Here is an 18,435-nt window from a genome sequence, read left to right as displayed (position 1 = left end):
GTAGTTGAGGAAGACTTGGAACAGTTCGAATGCCCTTTTCTACTACCAATGAGCGATAAATACAGGTGGAAACGTATTTGTTTAAATATCCAGAGAGTTACATGTGACTCTGTTGAAACCCTCTTGTATCTTGCGGTTTCGTATAGAGGCTGGTTTCTACGGCTTTCGTCGTGAGTGGCTAGGAGAGCACCTTTACCGAATATCAGCGACCCAGGGTTTCAACAAGGCCCTTCAGTGGTGTCGGAATGGAGGTGTGGTCAATAAGCACGTGTAGTGTGTAGTAGCTTCACGAGGACAAGTATCTAAAGAAGAGGATTTCAACAGAGCCAAGTTAATGTACTTCACCGCGACCGAGCGCTGGATTCGACAGTTCGGTTCCATACCGATCCGCTAGTCAGGACGCACGCAGTGAATCGCCCCGGGGTCAAGCCCCAGGGCATTCTCCTATCTCGCTTGTAAACAGACCGCTATCAGTGGTTTCGAAACGGACGTAGTAGTACGTTGACATTCAGTCTCCGTCACAGTTTCGTGGCCGTTGGTTTGTGTGGTAAATAGTTTGAAACGGAACAGAGGTCTGTTCTATATGGAATCAATCAGGTAATCGAGTTCCAGTTTTCACGTCGGTCCCAGCAAAACCTGTATCGAAATCGTCGGTGTGGTGCCCGAAACGATTGCTAGTCAGTATCAAGAAATGTAGCATCCTCGAGATCGCGTCCCTCACACGGTTTCGAACGGAGACGCGCACAACCGGCTCGAACCCGTACGGGTGACCGTCGGAAAGCGTGAATCGAACGATTCGATACCGGTGACGGCCATAGTCAGTACGGTTCCTTCGGAATTGGACCTGCGTTCATCAGTTCGACTGGAATCTACGCGTCGATCGACGTCGGGTCAGAGCGTCGCTCTGTGATCCCCACTTTGAACCGTCGAATAGGGGCTCTTGAATGTTCGAGCTATCAAATTGGCATATTACATCGTATATTGTTGTTTTAGAAGGAGACGAGGATTCGAGTCCGAGAAACAGTCGCCGTGCCGGTCTCTGTCACGGAGTAGATAGCCGTTCAGTCGCCGTTCTCACCGAAGCGAACGCTCTCGAACGGAGATCAGCCAGAACGGTGTTTCTATTCCACGATCAGCTCGGATCGTAGGCGACCATCTAGTGATACCGAGTTGTATAATATCCAAACCACTAGTTGTGTAGTTATCGCAGAATTTCTTCGCACGATCGATTTCAGATTTCGAAAGTGTGAGTGATATATCCGATTACGCGCTAGAAAAAGTCGTCTTCGGCAAATCCGTTCCTGTCGAGAATTTACGATCATATGAGTGTAAAAATGCAATCTTGATGGAGAGGTGACATTCCGCCGATCACCGCTCATGTGTACCAATCCTCGGCAGTCGACCGTTGAACACCGTTACCGGCTCTTCACGGCGATCGATCGAGTCGCCGACCAAATCGACACGAGCCCGGAACGATCGTACTAGTTGCCTGTGACTCCCAATATCTTGGATATTATCCAATATAGAATTCGAGAGTCGGGTGAAGAACAAAGACTATATCCTCCACTGGAGACCAGAGACTATGCCTGTAGGGCCATCGATAGAAGAGCTACACTTCGCCGACGCGCCGTCGGTCGACTCCGTTCCGGGACCGGACTCCAAACGCTTACTCGAGCGTCAACAGGAGATCGAAAGTAACGCCGTTGCGTACCCGAGACGGGTTCCGATCGCACTCGATGAAGCCCGCGGAGCGACGGTTCGCGACGTCGACGGAAACACGTTCCTCGACTTCTTCGCCGGCATCGGCGTCTTGAACGTGGGTCACTCGAACCCGTACGTGCTCGAGGGAGTCCAGGAGCAGATAGCGACGTACACGCACACGATCGACTTCCCGACGGAAGCGCGACTCGACCTCATCGAGCGGCTTCGCGAGATCGCACCCGGTGACCTCCAGGGTAACAGCAACGTCGTTTTCGGCGGTCCGACCGGGAGCGATGCGATCGAGGGATCGATCAAACTCGCGAAACACAACACCGGGCGGCACGGACTGCTCGCGTTCGAGGGATCGTATCACGGAACGACGGCCGGTGCCCTCAGTCTGACCGCCGGCAAAGCGTACAAAGACGGATACGGACCCCTCCTTCCTGACGTCGTCCATCTCCCCTATCCATCCGCGAGCGACGAGACGGCGGTGGACTGTGCGGACGCGCTCGAGGCCGTGAAACGAAAGTTCGAGAACCCCTACGGCGGGCACGAAACGCCCGCCGGAATCTGGCTCGAAGCGATCCAGGGCGAAGGCGGTGTGGTCGTCCCGCCGGCGGAGTTTCTTCGGGGGTTGCGAGACATCGCCGACGACAACAGCGCGCTGTTGATCGTCGACGAGATTCAGACCGGTATCGGACGCACGGGCGAATGGTTCGCCTCCGATCACTTCGATGTGACGCCCGACGCGATTACGATGGCGAAGGCGCTCGGCGGTACCGGACTGCCGATCGGTGCGATGCTCTATCACGAAAAATTCGACACGTGGGGTCCCGGGGGCCACGTCGGAACGTTCCGCGGGAACGTTCCCGCCATGGTCGGCGGTATTCGAGCGATCGAGTACATCGAATCGCACGATCTCCTGTCGCACGCGACCGAACTCGGTGCGTACCTCCGAGACCGGTTCGCGGAGACCGCGGCGACGACGCCCGAGATCGCGTCTGTACGCGGGAAGGGATTGTTTATCGGAATCGAGTTCGTCGATGCCGACGGGCGACCGGATGCGGACCTCGTAACGGAGATCCAGCAACGCTGCTACGAGAACGGTGTGCTGGTCTGGAACGCCGGCCGGTACAAAAACGTTCTTCGCCTGATTCCGCCGCTGGTGCTGACCGAACAACAGGCCGAGATCGGAGCCGACGTGATCTGTCGCGCCATCGAAACCAGTACGGGCGATTCGAAGTAGGGTCACCGCTATCGATTTGTTGAATCGGGTCGAGTCGGGCGTTCGTTCACGGTCGAGCGAGACCGATTACCGGTCCGCGAGTCCGAATCCCGAAAACAATGTCTCCTCGCTGTAGTCACGAAGCATCCCGATACTGGTGCCTTCTTTGAGCGTCGAAATCGCGAACTTCGAACTCGTGCGGCGAATCTCGTCGATCGACTCGTAGTCCTCGACGAGCCGTTCGACCATATCTCGAGAGGTGAGCCGCGAGATGACGATAAAATCGGTATCGCCCATCGTAAAGTAGACCTGGTTGACGCCCTCGATCTCGCCGAGTTTCCGCCCGATCTCTTCGTGATACCCTTCGCCGAACTCCGCCCAGACTTCCGAGATCACGGTGATCTCGAGTCCGAGTTTCTCTCGGTCGAGTTCGAATAGATCGTTCGTAATCACGCCGTTTTCCTTTAGCTTCTGTATCCGGTAGTGAACTGTTGATTTGGGGACGCCCGTCGCTTCGTGGACGGTTTCGGTGTTGAACGACTCACACTCCGCGATCGCACAGAGGATCTTGAGGTCCCGTTTGTCTACTATTTCGCTCATCGGTAGCTACTGTCGGAACGTACGTACTTGATTGTGCCCGTCAGTAGCACGGAGGACGAGTCCGGTTTGGGTACACCCCTCTCGAGGCATCGCGCGCAGTAGTCGCGGCCGGTTTCTCGTCCGCCCCCCTCGCTACGCCGTCTTCGGTTCCGTCGCCCTCGTCGTTACGTGTCGTTCTCCGCGAGGTCGTACTTGAACGAGTAGCAGTACTTCTCGTACCCCAACTCCTCGTAGAAGCGGTGGGCCTCGTCTCTCCAGAGCCCGGACTCGAGTTCGACGGTCTCGCAATCCCGGTCGGCGGCCCACTCGTGGATGTGAGTGAGCAGCGCTTTCCCGTGTCCCTCGGAGCGTCGCTCCGCCGTCGTTACCAGGTCGTAAACGAAGACGTGCCGTCCGAGATAGAAATTGGTTCCCACGGAGAGTCCGGCCACGGCGACGAGTTCGGAATCGGCGTCGTGGCGGCCGAACAACCGATAGCCCTCCTGGCGCATCTGCTCGTAGAGCGCGCTCATCTCATCGCGGTCGAGGTGAGCGCGAAGCTCGCGAAGGATCGGAAACGCCTCCCGCAGATCCGTCTCAGACGTGAGTTCTCGAACGGTCGCGGGTCGGTCGTGGTCGCTGTCGTGATCGGTCATGGGATAAATCGAGGGCGGGTACGGCGCCCGGATAGTGTCAGGTGGGTGAGTAAACCGGGAGTGGGGTCGCGCAGTAACTGCGCTCTTCCCGGTCCGCCTCTGTACTGTGCCCAGTTACGGCAGTCATCGCTGTGCCATCGATGTGGATGCCAACTGAGAGCTGGCCATCGATGGGGTCCAAGTGATCTGGTGGTTTGGTGGTTTGCTTGGTTGACGAGACGTTCGATGCTGTCCGGGAGTGGGGCACGTTCGAGGATGGGTCAACCCGCACGTTGAGACTGGCCTCCCGGGATTCGTCCGGACCAGTCCGTTATGTATTACCATCCCATTATCACCATATCCGCCATTGGTTAAAAATCTTCCCATCCGTGGAGTTAAATCGGGACTCGTTTTCACGCTACTCGTATCTCTTATACAATGTGCAACGTGGCCCAGACGGATCGACTCGAGCGAAGTCGTTCGCTGCCGTATGCACGATCCGAATCGGAAGCCGCCGACGCGCCACTTCAGTGGGATGTCTACTCCGATCGCCGTCTGCCTCAAGAACCAGTGCGAAGAGAACGATGCTGTCAGTCCCCTCGAAGCGACGATAGTATCCGATGCGCTACTCGGAGAACACCCGCTCGAGGTCCGACTACGCCGATAGCGGACACCGGCGTCAAAACGACGAAAACAGCGTTCAGTCGCTCGTTACCACTCGCCGACGGCGCGTTCCTCGAGCATCTCCCGGAACTGCGCAGTCGTGTTCTCGAGTAACTCGCCGGTCGACCAGTCGAGAATGACGCCGTACTGCCGGATGAGGTCGAGTTTGTCGAGCTCACCGTCGTGGTAGCGCTCGGCGACGGCTTCCGGATCCTCGTGCAGCCACCCGTCACGGTTTTCGCGAATGTGCGCTCGTTTCCGTTCCGTGGCTTCGCTGTCAATCTCGTACTCGCAGAGCTCCGGATCGATCGGATCGATGACGACGCCGTAGTCCGTGGCCGCTCGCTCGATTGAGACGTAGTCGTCTTTTACGTCTTCGAGGACGGCTTCGGGGTCACGCTCGAGCGGATCGCCGAACCCGCCGCCGCCGGAGGACGGACGGACGAACGTGTCGCCTTCCTCAATCGGGACGCTCGAGAACACCGTGCCCATCTCCTCTGGCTCGTGACCGTCCCGATCGAGCGTCACGCCGTGTGGAACGCCCGGAAGTCCGCCGTTGATACCCCAGGTGATCGACCGGGCGCGATCCGAGCAGTAGGAGATGACGCTGTTTTCGCAGGCGAGCATTCGCCCTCCCTTTCGAAGCCCACACCCGCCGCGGTGCTCGCCCGGCCCCGCCGAGTCGGTGACGATCGAATGCTCGGTCGTCACGAGCGGCGCGTCGCGCTCTTGGCCTTCCAGCGACTGGACGGCGAGGCCGGCACCGAAGACCGGCGCAGTCGCGTTGGCCCCGTCCTTCCCGTCTCGCCCGCCCCAGCCACCGGCCATCCAGTCGTACCAGGCGAACTCTCGCCCGTCGCGACCGGAACGCTGATCCCGTCCGCCGGCGAGCAGGTACTCGAGATTGAACGCACACGCCATCGCGCGTTCGGGCAGCACCTCCGACCAGAGTTCGAAGATGGCGTTCATCACCTTCTCGTAGGCACCGGCGACCGAGCCGGTGACGGGAACCGGCTCCGGCGCGTTCACCACCGTTCCCTCGGGAAGGTCGGCGCTGACGACGCGGTACATCCCCGAGTTCAGCGGCACGTCGGGGAAGAACATCTTCGTACCCGCGATAACGGCCGAGAAGGACGTTCCGAACGTCGAGTTCAGGAAGTTCCCGATGTAGCCGTCGGATCCGGAGAGATCGTAGTGAACCTCGTCGTCGTCGATCGTCATCTCGACGTCGACCGTCACGAGCCCTTCCGCCCCGTTGGGGTCGGCGTCGATGTAGTCCTGGGTCTTCCACGTTCCGTTCGGAAGCGCTCGGATTTTCTCCCGCATCATGCGCTCGACGTAATCTTTTGACTCGTCGAACGCGGTAAGAACCGTCTCGACGCCGTACTTGTCGGCGAGTTCGATCAGTCGTTCCTCGGCGATGCGGGTCGCTTCGGTCTGGGCCCGCATGTCGCCGATTCGGTCCTCGGAGAGACGCATGTTGGTCGTCAAGAGGTTGGCGACGTCCTCGCGGTACTCGCCGGCGTCCCAGATCTTCACCGGCGGAATGCGAAGCCCCTCCGCGAAGTACTCGTTCGCGTCGATGTTGAACGAGCCGGGTGCCGGGCCGCCGACGTCGGCCCAGTGACCGTTGGACTGGGTGACGGCGATGAGTTCGTCGTCGTAGAACACCGGACGCATGATCCGGACGTCGTTGATGTGCGTCCCGCCGGCGTAGGGATCGTTCACGATGTACACGTCGCCGGGGTTGATATCGCCCTCGAAGTACTCCAGGGTCTCCTTGCAGGTGTAGTGGAGCGTCCCGACGTGGACGGCGATATCCTGCGATCCCTGCATGATCGTGTTTCCTTGCGCGTCGTTCAGACAGTTGCTGAAGTCGCGGTTGTAGATAACGAACGAGTAGCAGGTCCGCTGGATCTGTTCGGCCATTCGATCGACGAGGTTCCGGTAGGAACTCCGGAGCACCTCGAACGTCACCGGGTCGAGGTCGATATCTGCCTGTGGTTGTGTGTCTGCCATGATTACACCGTAATACGGATATTTCCGATTTCGTCCATCGCTGCCGTTGCGTGTGGCGGGATCACGATCGTCGAATCCATCTGATTGACGATCGCCGGCCCGTCTATCGTCGCCCCCGCGCCGAGCGCCTCCCGGTCGTAGATATCCGTCTCCACGTACGCACCGCTCTCCTTGAAGTACGCCTCTCGAGTCCCTCGATGGGCGTCGGCTGCGTCGCCGGCATCGATCGTCGGGAAGGACGGTTTGTCGACGACGCCACTTCCGGTGACGTGCAGTCCGTATATCTCGACCGGCTGTGCGTCGTCCGAGTAGGCATAGGTCTGCTCGTGTCGGCGGTGGAACCGCCGGCGGATCGACTCGACGTCGTCGATGGGGCGCGAGCACGGAACCTCGAGCGATCGCCACTGACCGGTGTACCGCATCTTCACCTCGTGGTCCATCCGTATCTCGTCGTCGTCGATATCCTCCCCTGCGAGTCGCTCGCGGATCTCACCCTCCATCTCCGCGAAGGCCGCCTCGAGGTCGTCGGCGACGTCGGGGGTCGCATCGGCGATGAACGTCCGGGAGAGGTCGTGTTCGACGTCGACGAGGAGACAGCCGAGCGCCGAGTTGATGCCCGGGTACGGCGGGACGATGACCGTCGGAATGTTCATCTCGGTGGCGACGTTGGCGGCGTGGACCGGCCCCGCGCCGCCGAAGGCGATCAGGGCGAAGTCTCGTGGGTCGTACCCCTTGCTCGTCGAGACGAGACGAACGGTGTTCGACATGTTGGCGACGGCGATCTGTTCGACGGCCGAGGCGGCCTCGGTGAGGTCGAGTCCGAGCGGATCGGCGATATCGCGCTGGATAACCCGTTCGGCCGGTTCGGCGGTCGCGTCCATGTCTCCGCCGAGGAACTCGTCCGGGTCGATCCATCCGAGGACGACGTTGGCGTCGGTCGTCGTCGGCTTGTCGCCGCCGCGGAGGTAACAGGCCGGGCCGGGGTCCGCACCTTGGCTCTTGGGGCCGACGCGGAGGGATCCGCCGTCGTCGATCCACGCGACGGAACCGCCGCCGGCACCGATCGTTTCGATGTCCGTCGACGGGAACATGATCGGGTAGCCGTATTCGACCGCCCACTCGTCGGTCATCTCGATGTCGCCCTGATAGGTGAGCGACGCATCGGCGCTCGTTCCGCCCATGTCGAATCCGATGGCGTTCTCGAACCCGCACTGCTGTGCGATGTACTGACTGGCGATCGCACCGGCGGTCGGGCCGGAGTTGGCGATTCGAGCGGCGTAGTAGGCGATCGCCTTGGTGGTCATCACACCGCCGCCGGAGTGCATCGCGAGGACGTCCCCGTCGTAACCCCGGTCGGACAACTGCGTCGAGAGATCGGTCAGGTACTCGCGGACGACCGGCACCAGCGCGGCGTTGATAACGGTGGTACTGGTCCGTTCGTGTTCGAACATCTCCGGAAGGATCTCGTTCGACGTACAGACGAACGCGTCCGGGTGTTCCTCCGCGACGATTTCCGCGACGCGCTGCTCGTGTTCGCCGTTTGCGTAGGCGTTGACGAGCGAGACGGCGACGGTGTCGATCCCCCGTTTTCGGAGGAGACGGGCCACCGTTCGGGTCGCCGCTTCGTCGAGCGGTTCGACGATCTCACCCGCGGCGTCGACCCGCTCGGGCACCTCCAGTCGGTCGCGGCGCTGAACGTAGGGCTCCGCGACGTCCTCGTACGCGTCCCAGAGTTCGCTCTTCGTCGCGTCACGGATTTCGTGAACGTCGCGGAACCCCTCGGTCGTTATCAACCCGATACGGGGCAACTCGCGCTCGATGAGGGCGTTCGTCCCGACCGTCGATCCGTGGGAAAAGAAGTCCAGATCGGCGATCTCCGTATCCGCCTTCAGCAGTCCGTTGATGACGCCCTCCGCCGGGTTCGAGGGCGTCGACGGCGTCTTCGTGATTTCTATCTCGCCTGTACGCTCGTTGAAAACGATGACGTCAGTGAACGTTCCACCGATATCTACTCCTGTTCGGGTCATTGTGCCTACACAGCAACCAACATACGCCGCGTATATTAACACTCTGCTATTATCCGTAGAAATTCTGATATCTATCCGGCAAATCCGGTACTACAACTGCGAATGTGGCCTGGAACGATAGATTGCTGAACGGAAGGGCAAGTTTCGTTCTCAGTTGGCACGCCGATGCAACCCGTCGCGACGTAAACACGGAAAACAACAGGAGCGACGGTTCCAGTCACGAAACGGCGTCTTCGGACTCCTCGAGTGCGTTAGCCCCGTCTCCCGTGACGCTTCACCGGCACCTATCAGTTACGCGTCCAATTCGATCGTAGCGTGTGCTAGTTGTGCACGTATCGAACACGTTACCCGCGGATACGTACCCGGTCGCCGACTCTCGAGTCGTGGAACCGATCCGCTCTCGCTTCGACGGTCCCAACCGCGGTTCGGTCGGGGTTCGCCCAGCGTCGTCGAATCGTTCGTTCGAAAGGTGGAAGTCGGATCGCCCCAACCGACGACGAGAAACGCGGTCTCGGAGAGATCGTTTCACGCAGTCAAAGGGTATCAAAACGTACCAACTGATCAGTACTCGCACTTCAGTCCCTCCGCCATCGAGAACGCGTTTCGATCCGCCGACTATTGCCGCGTCCGTCCAAGACCGATCGCCGTTAGTCGTGACGGATATCCACCAACTCTCGGTTCGATACGACCGCGTCGCCCGCTCGAGAGTGATGGACGCCGAACGGACGAGTCGTCGTGCCGACCGACAGCGGGTGCGCTCGCGGCAGTCGAGCGGGTCACCGATCGAATCGTCTCGGCGAGAACGGCTCGAGGTCGAGGTCCGACCACGTTTCGGTCGTAACGTAGTCGCTGAGCGCACGACCGATCGCCGGGGCGAGCATGAACCCGTGACCGTTGAATCCCGTCGCGACGAGCAGCCCCTCGTCGTCGGAAACGGGTCCGACGAGCGGGAGCCCGTCGGGCGTCACGCCCTTGAGCCCCGCCCATCCGTTCGCGACCTCGAGGTCGCCGAGTCCGACGGTCCGATCGAGCAGGAATTCCGACACCGCCACGCTGAACGCGTAATCGTGAGCCGTTTCGTAGTTTCGGACATCCACCGGCTCGTCACCTGTCGGGAGCTGCCCGCTCACGAGCAACGAGGAGCCGGCTTCCGGACGGAAGAACATCCGTCGCTCGAGGTCGACGACGAACGGATCGTCGCCGTCGATTTTGGGGTGTCGTTCCGTCACGATAATCTGGATTCGCGTCGGATCGACCGGGAGCGAGACGCCCGCCGTCGAGAGCAACTGCTCCGACCAGACGCCGCCGGCAACGACGACCGTCCCGGCGACGAACTCGTCGTTCCCCGCCGTCACAGTCATCGTACCCGTATTGCTCGTTCGAACGTCGGTAACCGGCGTTCGTTCGCGCACGGTGACGCCCGCTTCCCGCGCACGGCCGGCCAACCACGTCGTCACCGAGTGGGGATCGACGACGCCATCGGTCGGACAGTAGTTCGCCGAGACGATATCGTCGGTTCGGAGGTAGGAGACGTACTCCGCGAGCGTCTCGGGTGCCAGTTCCCTCACGTCGAGGCCGAGCCGGCGTTGGAGCGTCGCGTCCACTCGGAGCCGCGTCGCCTCGTCGTCCGTCCGCGCGAGGAGCACGTAGCCGTTCCGCGAAAACGTAACGCGGTCCGTTTCCCGCGCGAAGCGCTCGAATCGCTCGACGCTCTCCATCGCGAGGCGCACCTCGAGTTCGTTCGAGAACTGCTGTCTGATGCCGCCGGCGGAGCGGCCGGTCGAGCGTCCGCCGATCCGGTCGGCCTCGAACAGCGCGACGTCGAGATCCGTCCGCGTCGAAAGGTAGTAGGCGGTACTGACGCCGACGATTCCGCCGCCGACGAGTATCACGTCGTGCGTGTTGCGGGTCATCGTACTCGGTTCGTCGTCGAATGGAGTCGTCGTCGGTTCGTCGTCGAACGGGGTCGTCGGACGGTTCCCGTCCGGACGACTGAACGCAACGTTCGCCCGTCTCCCCCGGGCGGGACGATTCGATCACGCACGTTCGACCACCCCGAGTCTGCCGTCGACGCCGAACGGCGCGTCGATCCACCCGGCCCGTCCCGAAGACGGCCGCTCCCACCGGCGGATGGGGAACCGGGCCGCCGTCCGATCGAAGTCCGTCGTCTCGAGGAGGAATCCCCACGGGAGGGCTCCGAACCGTTCGAGGCGCTCGGTCAACCACTCGTTCTCCGGGAGCGGTGCCGTGATGATTATCGGCGACCCCTCGAACGTCCCGACCTCGAGACCCAGGTCGTCGTCGACCCACCGACCGTCGGACTCGAGTCCGAAGAAGCGCTCGTACTCGGCCACCGCTCGATCGAGTTCGGCGACGCCGAGCAACACCGTCCGGACGCCGGTCAGTTCCGTCCCGCGGACGGATTCGCTCGAGCGGACGCGTCGCGACCGCGGCGTTCGGTCGGCGATGAGAAACGGATACCGGGTTCCGGGGACGCAGTCGCCGAGGAACGCACACGCCCATTTCGCGAGTTCGCCGTCGTCCGTCCGGCGTTCCATCTCGATCGGTCCGTCGACCGTCAACCCGAGGTCGGCGAACCGCTCGATCGCCGCCTCGAGGGCCGTCGTTCCCACGGCCCACCCGCAGGGACCCGCCGTCTCGCGGATCAACCGGGCGCGCCGCGGCGGCGTCTCGTCCGGGTCGACGGTCGAGAGCAGTTCGAGGTAGCTTCCGTCGTCGAATCCGACGAGCGCGTTGTGCGTGACACCGTTCGCGTGTAGGCCGCCGTACTCCGGAACGAGTCCGCGGGAGGCGAGCCGTTCGCTCATCGGCTCGAGTTCCCGACTCGCGAGGATCGCGTGATCGAACCGGAACGCACCGAGTCCGCCGTTCATACGTGGTCGTGCAACCGACGGAACATAAATCCGCTAGATCGCGGATCCGGCGTCGAAAGGGCAACACCGCGCGTCGAACGGTACGTATACGTTGACGGGGTTCGTCTCGGTAGTCATGTCGAGAACGGATAGGGGCTCCGTCGTTACCGTAACCGGGCGTATCGATCCGGGCGATCTCGGAGTGACGCTCCCACACGAACACGTCTTCTTCGACGGGGTCGACCCGCTGTTCGTCGAACCGGAGTCGGCGGCCGAGCGAGCGATCGCTCGGCGGCCGGTTTCGATCGAACACCTCTCGTGGCTCCGACGGCATCCGGCCGGCAGTCGCGACAATCTTCGCGCGAACTCCGCCGCGGAACTCGTCGACGAACTCCGCCAGTTCTCGCGAGCGGGCGGCGACGCCCTCGTCGACGTGACGCCCAAAGGGCTCGGTGAGAATCCCGCTGGCGTCAGGGCGATCTCGCGGGAGACCGGCCTCACGATCGTTCACGGGACGGGGTACTACGTTCAGGGGGCGCACCCGGACTCCCTCGCGGACCGTTCCGCGGACGCGATCGCCGACGAGTTCGTTCGGGACGTGCGCGACGGGATCGACGACACCGACGTTCGGGCGGGAATCATCGGCGAGATCGGCGTGAGCGGTCGGATCCACGACGACGAGGAGACGGTGCTCCGCGCGGCCGCTCGAGCGGCGACGCGAACCGGCGCACCGCTGACGGTTCACCCGCCGGGAAAGACCCGGTACAGCCAGAGAGACCGCACCTATCCGACGTCGAGGTGGGGACTGGAGATCCTGGACATTATCGAGGAGGAAGGACTCGCGCCCGAACGGGTCGTGATCGGGCACGTCGATCGGTCGCTCTACGCGGATCTCGGGTACCAAAAACGGGTCGCGGCTCGCGGCGCGTACCTCGAGTACGACCTCTTCGGTCGGCACGCCTATCTCGAGGCGATCGAAGACGGGTACCCCTCGGACTCGTGGCGCGTCGATTCGATCCGCGAACTGATCGACGCCGGCTACCTCGAGAACGTCCTGCTCTCCCAGGACGTCGCGACGAAGACGACCAGGAGCACCTACGGCGGGGAGGGGTACGCCCACGTGCTAGAGACGATCGTTCCGATGATGCGCCACCGCGGGATCGGCGACGGGGAGATTTCGACGATGCTCGAGACGAACCCGAAGCGACTGTTGACGTTCGCGGAGTGATCTCGAGGGCGCGACCGAACCGTCATCGGCTCCCGACCCGTCGTGTCGACTCAGTTTCGAGGAGGCGAAAACAATCGATCGGTTGCAACGGACGACGCACGCACGCGCCCGGGATACCAATGTTTAGGTTGCCGCCGCCGGTACGCTCCGTATGTCCAGATCGACGGTTTGCATCACCTGTGACTTCGATGCGGTATCGGCGTGGCTCCACCTCTTCGACGCGGGAGAGAGTCCGACGAAGTTGTCGCGAGGCCTCTTCGGCGTCGATCACGGCACGCCGAGACTCCTAGACCTGTTCGACCGCCACGATATCGAGACGACGTGGTTCGTTCCGGGGCACACGATAGAGAGTTTCCCCGACGTCTGCGAGACGGTCTGGTCGCGGGGACACGAGGTCCAACACCACGGATGGACCCACCGGCCGCTGTCGAGTTACGAGACCGAAGCCGAAGAACGGGCGGACATCGAACGCGGGATCGAGAGCATCGAAGCCCTCACGGGCCGCCGTCCGGTCGGCTTTCGCTCGCCGTCGTGGGACTTCTCGCCGCGGACGCTGTCCATCCTTCGCGACCTCGAGTTCGAGTGGGATTCGAGTCAGATGGGATCGGACTTCCTCCCGTACAGACTCCACGACGACTGGGAGGCGCCGCTCGACGGGCCGTTCGACAGGGGCGTCCCGACCGAAATCGTCGAACTTCCGGTCTCGTGGCAGCGCGACGACTTTCCGCCGTTCGCCTACCGGCGCGGTCAGGGGTTCGTCACCGAACGGTCGGTGTTCGACCAGTGGCAGACGCAGTTCGAGTGGATGCACGAGCACGTCGACGACGGCGTGTTCGTCCTCACGATCCACCCGCAGGTCAGCGGACAATCGCACCGACTGGCGAACCTCGAACGACTGCTCGAGTCCATGCGCGCGCGCTCCGACGTCGAGTTCCGGACGCTCTCGAGCGTCGTCGACGCGTTCGTCGATCGCTGATCGCGACCAACGGAGACAGCAATCGGAGAGGACGGGACGGCCGGCGATCAGCCGCTGTGCGCGTTCTCGGCGCACCGATGACACGCGACGGAGTGCGTACCGGTTCCGACGACCGAATCGATCTCGTAACTCGGCATCTCTCGAGCACAGACGCTGGGTGTCACGAACGCTTCGGTGAGGAGTTCGGCGGCCCGCTCGGACTCCTCGTCGGCGAAGCGCTCGAGGGCCCGTTCGACGACCTCGTCGGCGTCCGGGGGCAGGTCCACGCCGTCCAGATATCGACTCCTGAGCGCCGCCGGCGGCGACGGCTCGACTAGCTGTCGATCGATCACGCGGACGAGTTCTCGCAGCGCGTCCCACTCCGCGTCCTCGAGGTCGTACGTCTCGGGCGCGATCAGTTCGGGGCAGCGCGTTCGAAATCGGCACCCGCTGGGCGGGTTCACGGGACTCGGAAGGTCGCCGCTGAGCGTCTTCCGCTCGTTTCGTTTCCGCGGGTCCGGCACCGGAATCGAATCGAGTAGCGCCTTCGTGTACGGGTGTTTCGGGTTCTCGTACACCTCTTCTTTGTCGCCCAACTCGACGATCTTCCCGAGGTACATGACGGCGACGCGGTCGCTGATCTGGCGGATCACGCTCAGGTCGTGGGCGATGAACAGGTAGGTGAGTCCGAACTCCGCTTGAAGCTCTTTCATCGTGTTCAGCACCTGCGCCTGGATCGAGACGTCGAGCGAGGCGACGGGTTCGTCACAGATGATGAGATCGGGGTCGAGTGCGAGCGCTCTGGCCAGATTGACGCGCTGTCGTTGGCCGCCGGAGAACTCGTGTGGGTAGCGGTTGTAGTGGTCCGCGTCGAGTCCGACCCGCTCGAGGAGTTCCCGCGCCCTGACCTCCCTACCGTCCCCGTCGAGCAATCCGTGCGTCTTCAGCGGCTCCTCGACGATCCGTCCGATCTTCATTCGCGGATTCAGCGAGGACTGGGGGTCCTGAAACACCATCTGCATGTCCCGCCGTCGCTGCCGGAGGTCCTCCCCGCCGAGCGTCGTGATATCGGTCCCCTCGAACTCGATCGTTCCGCTCGTGGGCTCGAGCAGCCGAAGGATCGTTCGAGCGAGCGTACTTTTCCCGCAGCCGGATTCGCCGACCAGACCGAGCGTCTCTCCCCGCCGGATATCGAACGAGACGTCGTCGACCGCCTTGAGGGATGCTCGATCGAACTCGACGGACGGAACGGGTCCGTCCCACGAGACGTTCAGCCCGGATAACAACCCGCTCTCGACCGGGAAGTGTTTGCTCAGACCGCTCACCCTGAGCAGGACCTCGTCGTCGTCCGTCGCGGTTGCTTCGTCAGTCGCGCCGGAGCGGCGGTTCGGACTGTCCGTTTCGAACGCTTCGCTCGTCGTCATCAGTCGTCACCCCCGACGGACTCCGTCCGATCCGCAAGCACCCGTTCGCCGTCCTCCCCCTCCTCGAGCAGCGGGCTGTCGGCGTAGTTCGCGTCGAAGACGTCGTGTTTCAGGCACGCGGATTTCTGGCCGTCGGCGACCGTTCTGATGGTGGGATGGGCGGTCGTACAGACCTCTCGGGCCTCGGGACAGCGCGGATGAAACCGGCATCCGCTGGGTGCGTGCATCGCGTCCGGCATGATTCCTCGAATCGGCTCGAAGAGTCCCGTCGTCTCGTGTGGCTTCGGGATCGATCTGAGCAGCGCTTCCGTGTACGGGTGTTTCGTCTCGTGGAAGAGTTCGTCGACGGGGGCCTGCTCGATCAGTTCGCCGAGGTACATGACGTTCACTCGATCGCAGATTTCGGCGACGACGCCCATGTCGTGGGTGACCCAGATAAAGCTCGTCTCGTACTCCGTTTTCAACCGCTCGATCAGGTCGAGTATCTGCCCTTCGACGGTCACGTCGAGCGCCGTCGTCGGCTCGTCCGCGACGATGAGGTCCGGCTGACAGGCCAGGGCCATCGCGATGAGGACGCGCTGTCGCATGCCGCCGGAGAACTGGTGCGGATACTCGTCGTATCGCGACTCCGCTTCCGGGATGCCGACCTCCCGGAGCAATCGGACGGCTTCCCGCTTCGCCGCGGCGTTCGAAAGATCCCGGTTGAGTTCGATGAACTCCCGGAGCTGGCTTCCGATCGTAAACACGGGATTCAGGCTCTCCATCGGGTCCTGAAAGATGAGCGCGATCTCACGACCCCGTATCTTCGAGCGCATCTCCGCCTCCGTAAGCATCGACTCGCCGTCGCGGACGTCGCCGTCGGGACCCTGCGTCCGGTCGAGAACGACGTGATCTTTGTACGTGATCGTGCCGGAGACGATTTCGCCGGGCGACGAGATGAGCCGCATAATCGACCGGATCGCGACGCTCTTTCCGGCACCCGACTCGCCGACGATACCGACGGTCTCTCCCCTGTGAACGTCGAAGGAGAGATCCTCGACGGCTCGAACGATACCTTCGTCTGTGACGAACTGCGTCGTCAAGTTCTGGACGCTGAGAAGTGGATCTTGAGTCATAGTTATCCGTTATTTCGCGGGTCGAGTGCGTCTCGAAGCCCGTCTCCGAGGAGGTTGAACCCCATGACGGTCACGAGGATCGCGATCCCCGGGAAGATGCTAAACCACGGATTCGGGAGCATATAGCCCCGCGAATCAGCCAGGATCTGTCCCCAGGACGGCGTCGGCGGTTGGACTCCGAACCCGAGAAACGAGAGCCCCGCGACGATGAGAATGTTTACACCGATCTGTAGCGTTCCCTGTACCAACACCGGCGCGAAACTGTTCGGAATGACGTGTCGCGCCAGGATGTGGCGGTCTTTGACGCCGATCGCTTTCGCGGCTTCGATGTACTCTTCCTCCCGTACCTTCAGCACCTCCGATCGAATGAGCCGTGCGAAGATCGGAATCGTCACCACGCCCACGCCGACGATGGCGATCCAGAGGTGACGCCCGAACGCGGACATGATCGCGATGACGAGGATGAGAAACGGAATCGCGTACACCGTTTCGACGGTTCGCTGGAGGACGTCGTCGATCCAGCCACCGTAGTATCCGGAAATCGCGCCGATGATCGTCCCCGCGACCACGCCGAGTCCCGTGGCAACGACGCCGACCTGAATCGCGATCCGCGTTCCGTAGACGATACGAACGAGCAGATCCCGCCCGCGTTGGTCGGTCCCGAGCGGATGGGACCACGTCCCGGAGCCGTAACTGTTTTCGATCCCGACAGGGGGAAGCAACGCGGTCACGTCGGAGTCGCGCTCCGGGTGGTGCCAGAACGTGTCCGCGAAATAGTAGTTCAGGAGCTGCGAATCGATGTAGGCGAAGACGGCAACGATGGTGACGATGCCGATGATGTACCAGCCGAGGCGCGCCGTCGAGTCGCGTTTGACCTGCGCCAGCGTGTAGCGCCAGCCGCTGAGATCCCGGATGGTTTCGCCCCCCTCGCGCTTCGACGACGGGACGTTTTGTTCGTCTATCGGGGTCTCCGGTTGCGTCGCCATCAGTGCTCACCTCCACCGTACGTGATTCGCGGATCGAGGTAGGCATAGAGCAGGTCGGTGATCAGGACGCCGACGACGAAGATGACGCCGAATACCAGCGTGACTCCCATGATGAGCGGATAGTCTTGACTGTTCACGGCCGTAATTATCAACGTTCCCATTCCGCTGATGCTGAAGACGGTTTCCGTGAGTACGGCCCCGCCGAGCGCCGTCGTCAACTGTATCCCGATGATCGTCACGACCGGCAACTGTGCGTTTCGGAGCGCGTGTTTTCGCAGCACGGTCCGACTCGAGACGCCGTACGCCTGCGCGAGGGTGATGTAGTCGCGATTGAGGACTTCGAGCATTGAGGATCGTTGAATGCGCATAATCGCCGCGGTCTGGAGCGTTCCGAGCGTGATCGTCGGTAACACGAGGTGGTACACCGCCGCCCCGAGGACGTCGATCCGATTCGTTGCTTGCGGGACGTCGCTCGGGCTGGCCCACGGCATGATCAACCCGGACGAGGGGAAGACGTCGAGCTGGTAGGCGAAGACGATGATGAGCATGAGACCGATCCAGAACGAGGGCGTGCTGACGCCGACCAGGGCGATGACGCGAGAGACGTGATCGGTCGCCTTGTTCTGTCGTTTCGCGGCGATCGCTCCGAGCGGGACGGCCATGCTGATCGCCAGCGTAAAACTCGAGGCGACGAGGAGGAGCGTCACCGGGAGCCGTTCGAGGATCTTCTCGGTGACCGGGACCCCGTTGTAGTGAATGCTGTTGCCGAGATCGCCTTGTGCGACGCCCGCCATGTAGTTGAAATACCGTTCGTACAGCGGTCGATCCAGTCCGTACCTGGACTGAACGGCGTCGATGGTCGCCTGATCGGTCCCGGGACCGAGCATGATTCGAACGGGATCGCCGGGCATCGCGTTGACGAGAAGAAACGTGATCGTGGCGATTCCAGCCAGCATGAACACTGACTGCAGGAGCCGGCGAGCGCTGTAGCGAATGAGACTCATG

Annotated in this window: 13 protein-coding genes; 3 read left to right on the top strand and 10 right to left on the bottom strand. The window is 62.1% G+C overall.

Going from position 1 to position 18,435, the window contains the following annotated elements:
* The first annotated feature begins 1,582 nt into the window (after positions 1-1,582).
* Positions 1,583-2,947 (top strand): aspartate aminotransferase family protein, encoded by a 1,365-nt coding sequence (locus DWB23_RS14195; protein ID WP_121743468.1) that lies wholly within the window; start codon positions 1,583-1,585, stop codon positions 2,945-2,947.
* Between the two features lie 66 nt (positions 2,948-3,013).
* Here DWB23_RS14195 and DWB23_RS14190 read toward each other — a convergent pair whose 3' ends face one another.
* From DWB23_RS14190 to DWB23_RS14165, 6 genes are all read right to left on the bottom strand, one after another.
* Positions 3,014-3,526, bottom strand: coding sequence for an Lrp/AsnC family transcriptional regulator (locus DWB23_RS14190; protein ID WP_121743467.1), 513 nt, complete (start codon positions 3,524-3,526; stop codon positions 3,014-3,016).
* A 164-nt stretch (positions 3,527-3,690) separates the two neighbouring features.
* A complete protein-coding gene (locus DWB23_RS14185; RefSeq protein ID WP_121743466.1) occupies positions 3,691-4,161 on the bottom strand; it encodes a GNAT family N-acetyltransferase in 471 nt (156 codons plus the stop codon).
* 690 nt (positions 4,162-4,851) lie between these two features.
* Complete coding sequence (locus DWB23_RS14180; protein WP_121743465.1) at positions 4,852-6,822, bottom strand: hydantoinase B/oxoprolinase family protein; 1,971 nt, start codon at positions 6,820-6,822, stop codon at positions 4,852-4,854.
* A gap of 2 nt (positions 6,823-6,824) precedes the next feature.
* Positions 6,825-8,849, bottom strand: a complete 2,025-nt coding sequence (locus DWB23_RS14175; protein WP_121743464.1) for a hydantoinase/oxoprolinase family protein — start codon at positions 8,847-8,849, stop codon at positions 6,825-6,827.
* A gap of 776 nt (positions 8,850-9,625) precedes the next feature.
* The gene (locus tag DWB23_RS14170) at positions 9,626-10,762 is read right to left on the bottom strand and encodes an NAD(P)/FAD-dependent oxidoreductase (RefSeq protein ID WP_121743463.1); all 1,137 of its coding nucleotides are present in this window, start codon (positions 10,760-10,762) and stop codon (positions 9,626-9,628) included.
* Positions 10,763-10,885: 123 nt separating this feature from the next.
* On the bottom strand, positions 10,886-11,743 hold the full coding sequence (locus tag DWB23_RS14165; RefSeq protein ID WP_121743462.1) for a VOC family protein: 858 nt from the start codon (positions 11,741-11,743) through the stop codon (positions 10,886-10,888).
* A gap of 115 nt (positions 11,744-11,858) precedes the next feature.
* On the opposite strand from DWB23_RS14165, the gene DWB23_RS14160 reads away from it, so the two are divergent.
* Both DWB23_RS14160 and DWB23_RS14155 read left to right on the top strand, forming a co-directional pair.
* Positions 11,859-12,950, top strand: a complete 1,092-nt coding sequence (locus DWB23_RS14160) for a phosphotriesterase family protein (protein ID WP_121743461.1) — start codon at positions 11,859-11,861, stop codon at positions 12,948-12,950.
* Positions 12,951-13,101: 151 nt separating this feature from the next.
* Positions 13,102-13,926, top strand: coding sequence for a polysaccharide deacetylase family protein (locus DWB23_RS14155; protein WP_121743460.1), 825 nt, complete (start codon positions 13,102-13,104; stop codon positions 13,924-13,926).
* 47 nt (positions 13,927-13,973) lie between these two features.
* On the opposite strand, the gene DWB23_RS14150 is transcribed toward DWB23_RS14155, so the two are convergent.
* From DWB23_RS14150 to DWB23_RS14135, 4 genes are read right to left on the bottom strand one after another with little or no spacing between them, the layout of a single operon-like run.
* A complete protein-coding gene (locus tag DWB23_RS14150) occupies positions 13,974-15,329 on the bottom strand; it encodes an ABC transporter ATP-binding protein (protein ID WP_121743459.1) in 1,356 nt (451 codons plus the stop codon).
* Positions 15,329-16,444, bottom strand: a complete 1,116-nt coding sequence (locus DWB23_RS14145; protein ID WP_121743458.1) for an ABC transporter ATP-binding protein — start codon at positions 16,442-16,444, stop codon at positions 15,329-15,331. Before DWB23_RS14145 ends, DWB23_RS14150 begins: the two co-directional genes overlap by 1 nt.
* Before the next feature lie 2 nt (positions 16,445-16,446).
* Positions 16,447-17,430 carry an ABC transporter permease gene (locus DWB23_RS14140; RefSeq protein ID WP_121743457.1) on the bottom strand — a complete coding sequence of 328 codons (984 nt, stop codon included), beginning with the start codon at positions 17,428-17,430 and terminating at the stop codon, positions 16,447-16,449.
* Positions 17,430-18,434: an ABC transporter permease gene (locus DWB23_RS14135; RefSeq protein WP_170972410.1), complete on the bottom strand. Its 1,005-nt coding sequence runs from the start codon at positions 18,432-18,434 to the stop codon at positions 17,430-17,432. The genes DWB23_RS14140 and DWB23_RS14135 overlap by 1 nt, the downstream gene beginning before the upstream one ends.
* Position 18,435: the final 1 nt, after the last annotated feature.

Origin of the sequence: Natronorubrum halophilum (assembly GCF_003670115.1) — an archaeon.
Taxonomy (GTDB): domain Archaea; phylum Halobacteriota; class Halobacteria; order Halobacteriales; family Natrialbaceae; genus Natronorubrum; species Natronorubrum halophilum.
The sequence above is the reverse complement of the archived record's forward strand: the minus strand, read 5'-3'. Positions and strand labels throughout refer to the sequence as shown.

Bases quoted from the DNA above. Each gene is read 5' to 3' on its own strand.
- DWB23_RS14195 (WP_121743468.1), top strand. From the start codon at position 1,583: ATGCCTGTAGGGCCATCGATAGAAGAGCTACACTTCGCCGACGCGCCG.
- DWB23_RS14190 (WP_121743467.1), bottom strand. From the start codon at position 3,526: ATGAGCGAAATAGTAGACAAACGGGACCTCAAGATCCTCTGTGCGATC.
- DWB23_RS14185 (WP_121743466.1), bottom strand. From the start codon at position 4,161: ATGACCGATCACGACAGCGACCACGACCGACCCGCGACCGTTCGAGAA.
- DWB23_RS14180 (WP_121743465.1), bottom strand. From the start codon at position 6,822: ATGGCAGACACACAACCACAGGCAGATATCGACCTCGACCCGGTGACG.
- DWB23_RS14175 (WP_121743464.1), bottom strand. From the start codon at position 8,849: ATGACCCGAACAGGAGTAGATATCGGTGGAACGTTCACTGACGTCATC.
- DWB23_RS14170 (WP_121743463.1), bottom strand. From the start codon at position 10,762: ATGACCCGCAACACGCACGACGTGATACTCGTCGGCGGCGGAATCGTC.
- DWB23_RS14165 (WP_121743462.1), bottom strand. From the start codon at position 11,743: ATGAACGGCGGACTCGGTGCGTTCCGGTTCGATCACGCGATCCTCGCG.
- DWB23_RS14160 (WP_121743461.1), top strand. From the start codon at position 11,859: ATGTCGAGAACGGATAGGGGCTCCGTCGTTACCGTAACCGGGCGTATC.
- DWB23_RS14155 (WP_121743460.1), top strand. From the start codon at position 13,102: ATGTCCAGATCGACGGTTTGCATCACCTGTGACTTCGATGCGGTATCG.
- DWB23_RS14150 (WP_121743459.1), bottom strand. From the start codon at position 15,329: ATGACGACGAGCGAAGCGTTCGAAACGGACAGTCCGAACCGCCGCTCC.
- DWB23_RS14145 (WP_121743458.1), bottom strand. From the start codon at position 16,444: ATGACTCAAGATCCACTTCTCAGCGTCCAGAACTTGACGACGCAGTTC.
- DWB23_RS14140 (WP_121743457.1), bottom strand. From the start codon at position 17,430: ATGGCGACGCAACCGGAGACCCCGATAGACGAACAAAACGTCCCGTCG.
- DWB23_RS14135 (WP_170972410.1), bottom strand. From the start codon at position 18,434: ATGAGTCTCATTCGCTACAGCGCTCGCCGGCTCCTGCAGTCAGTGTTC.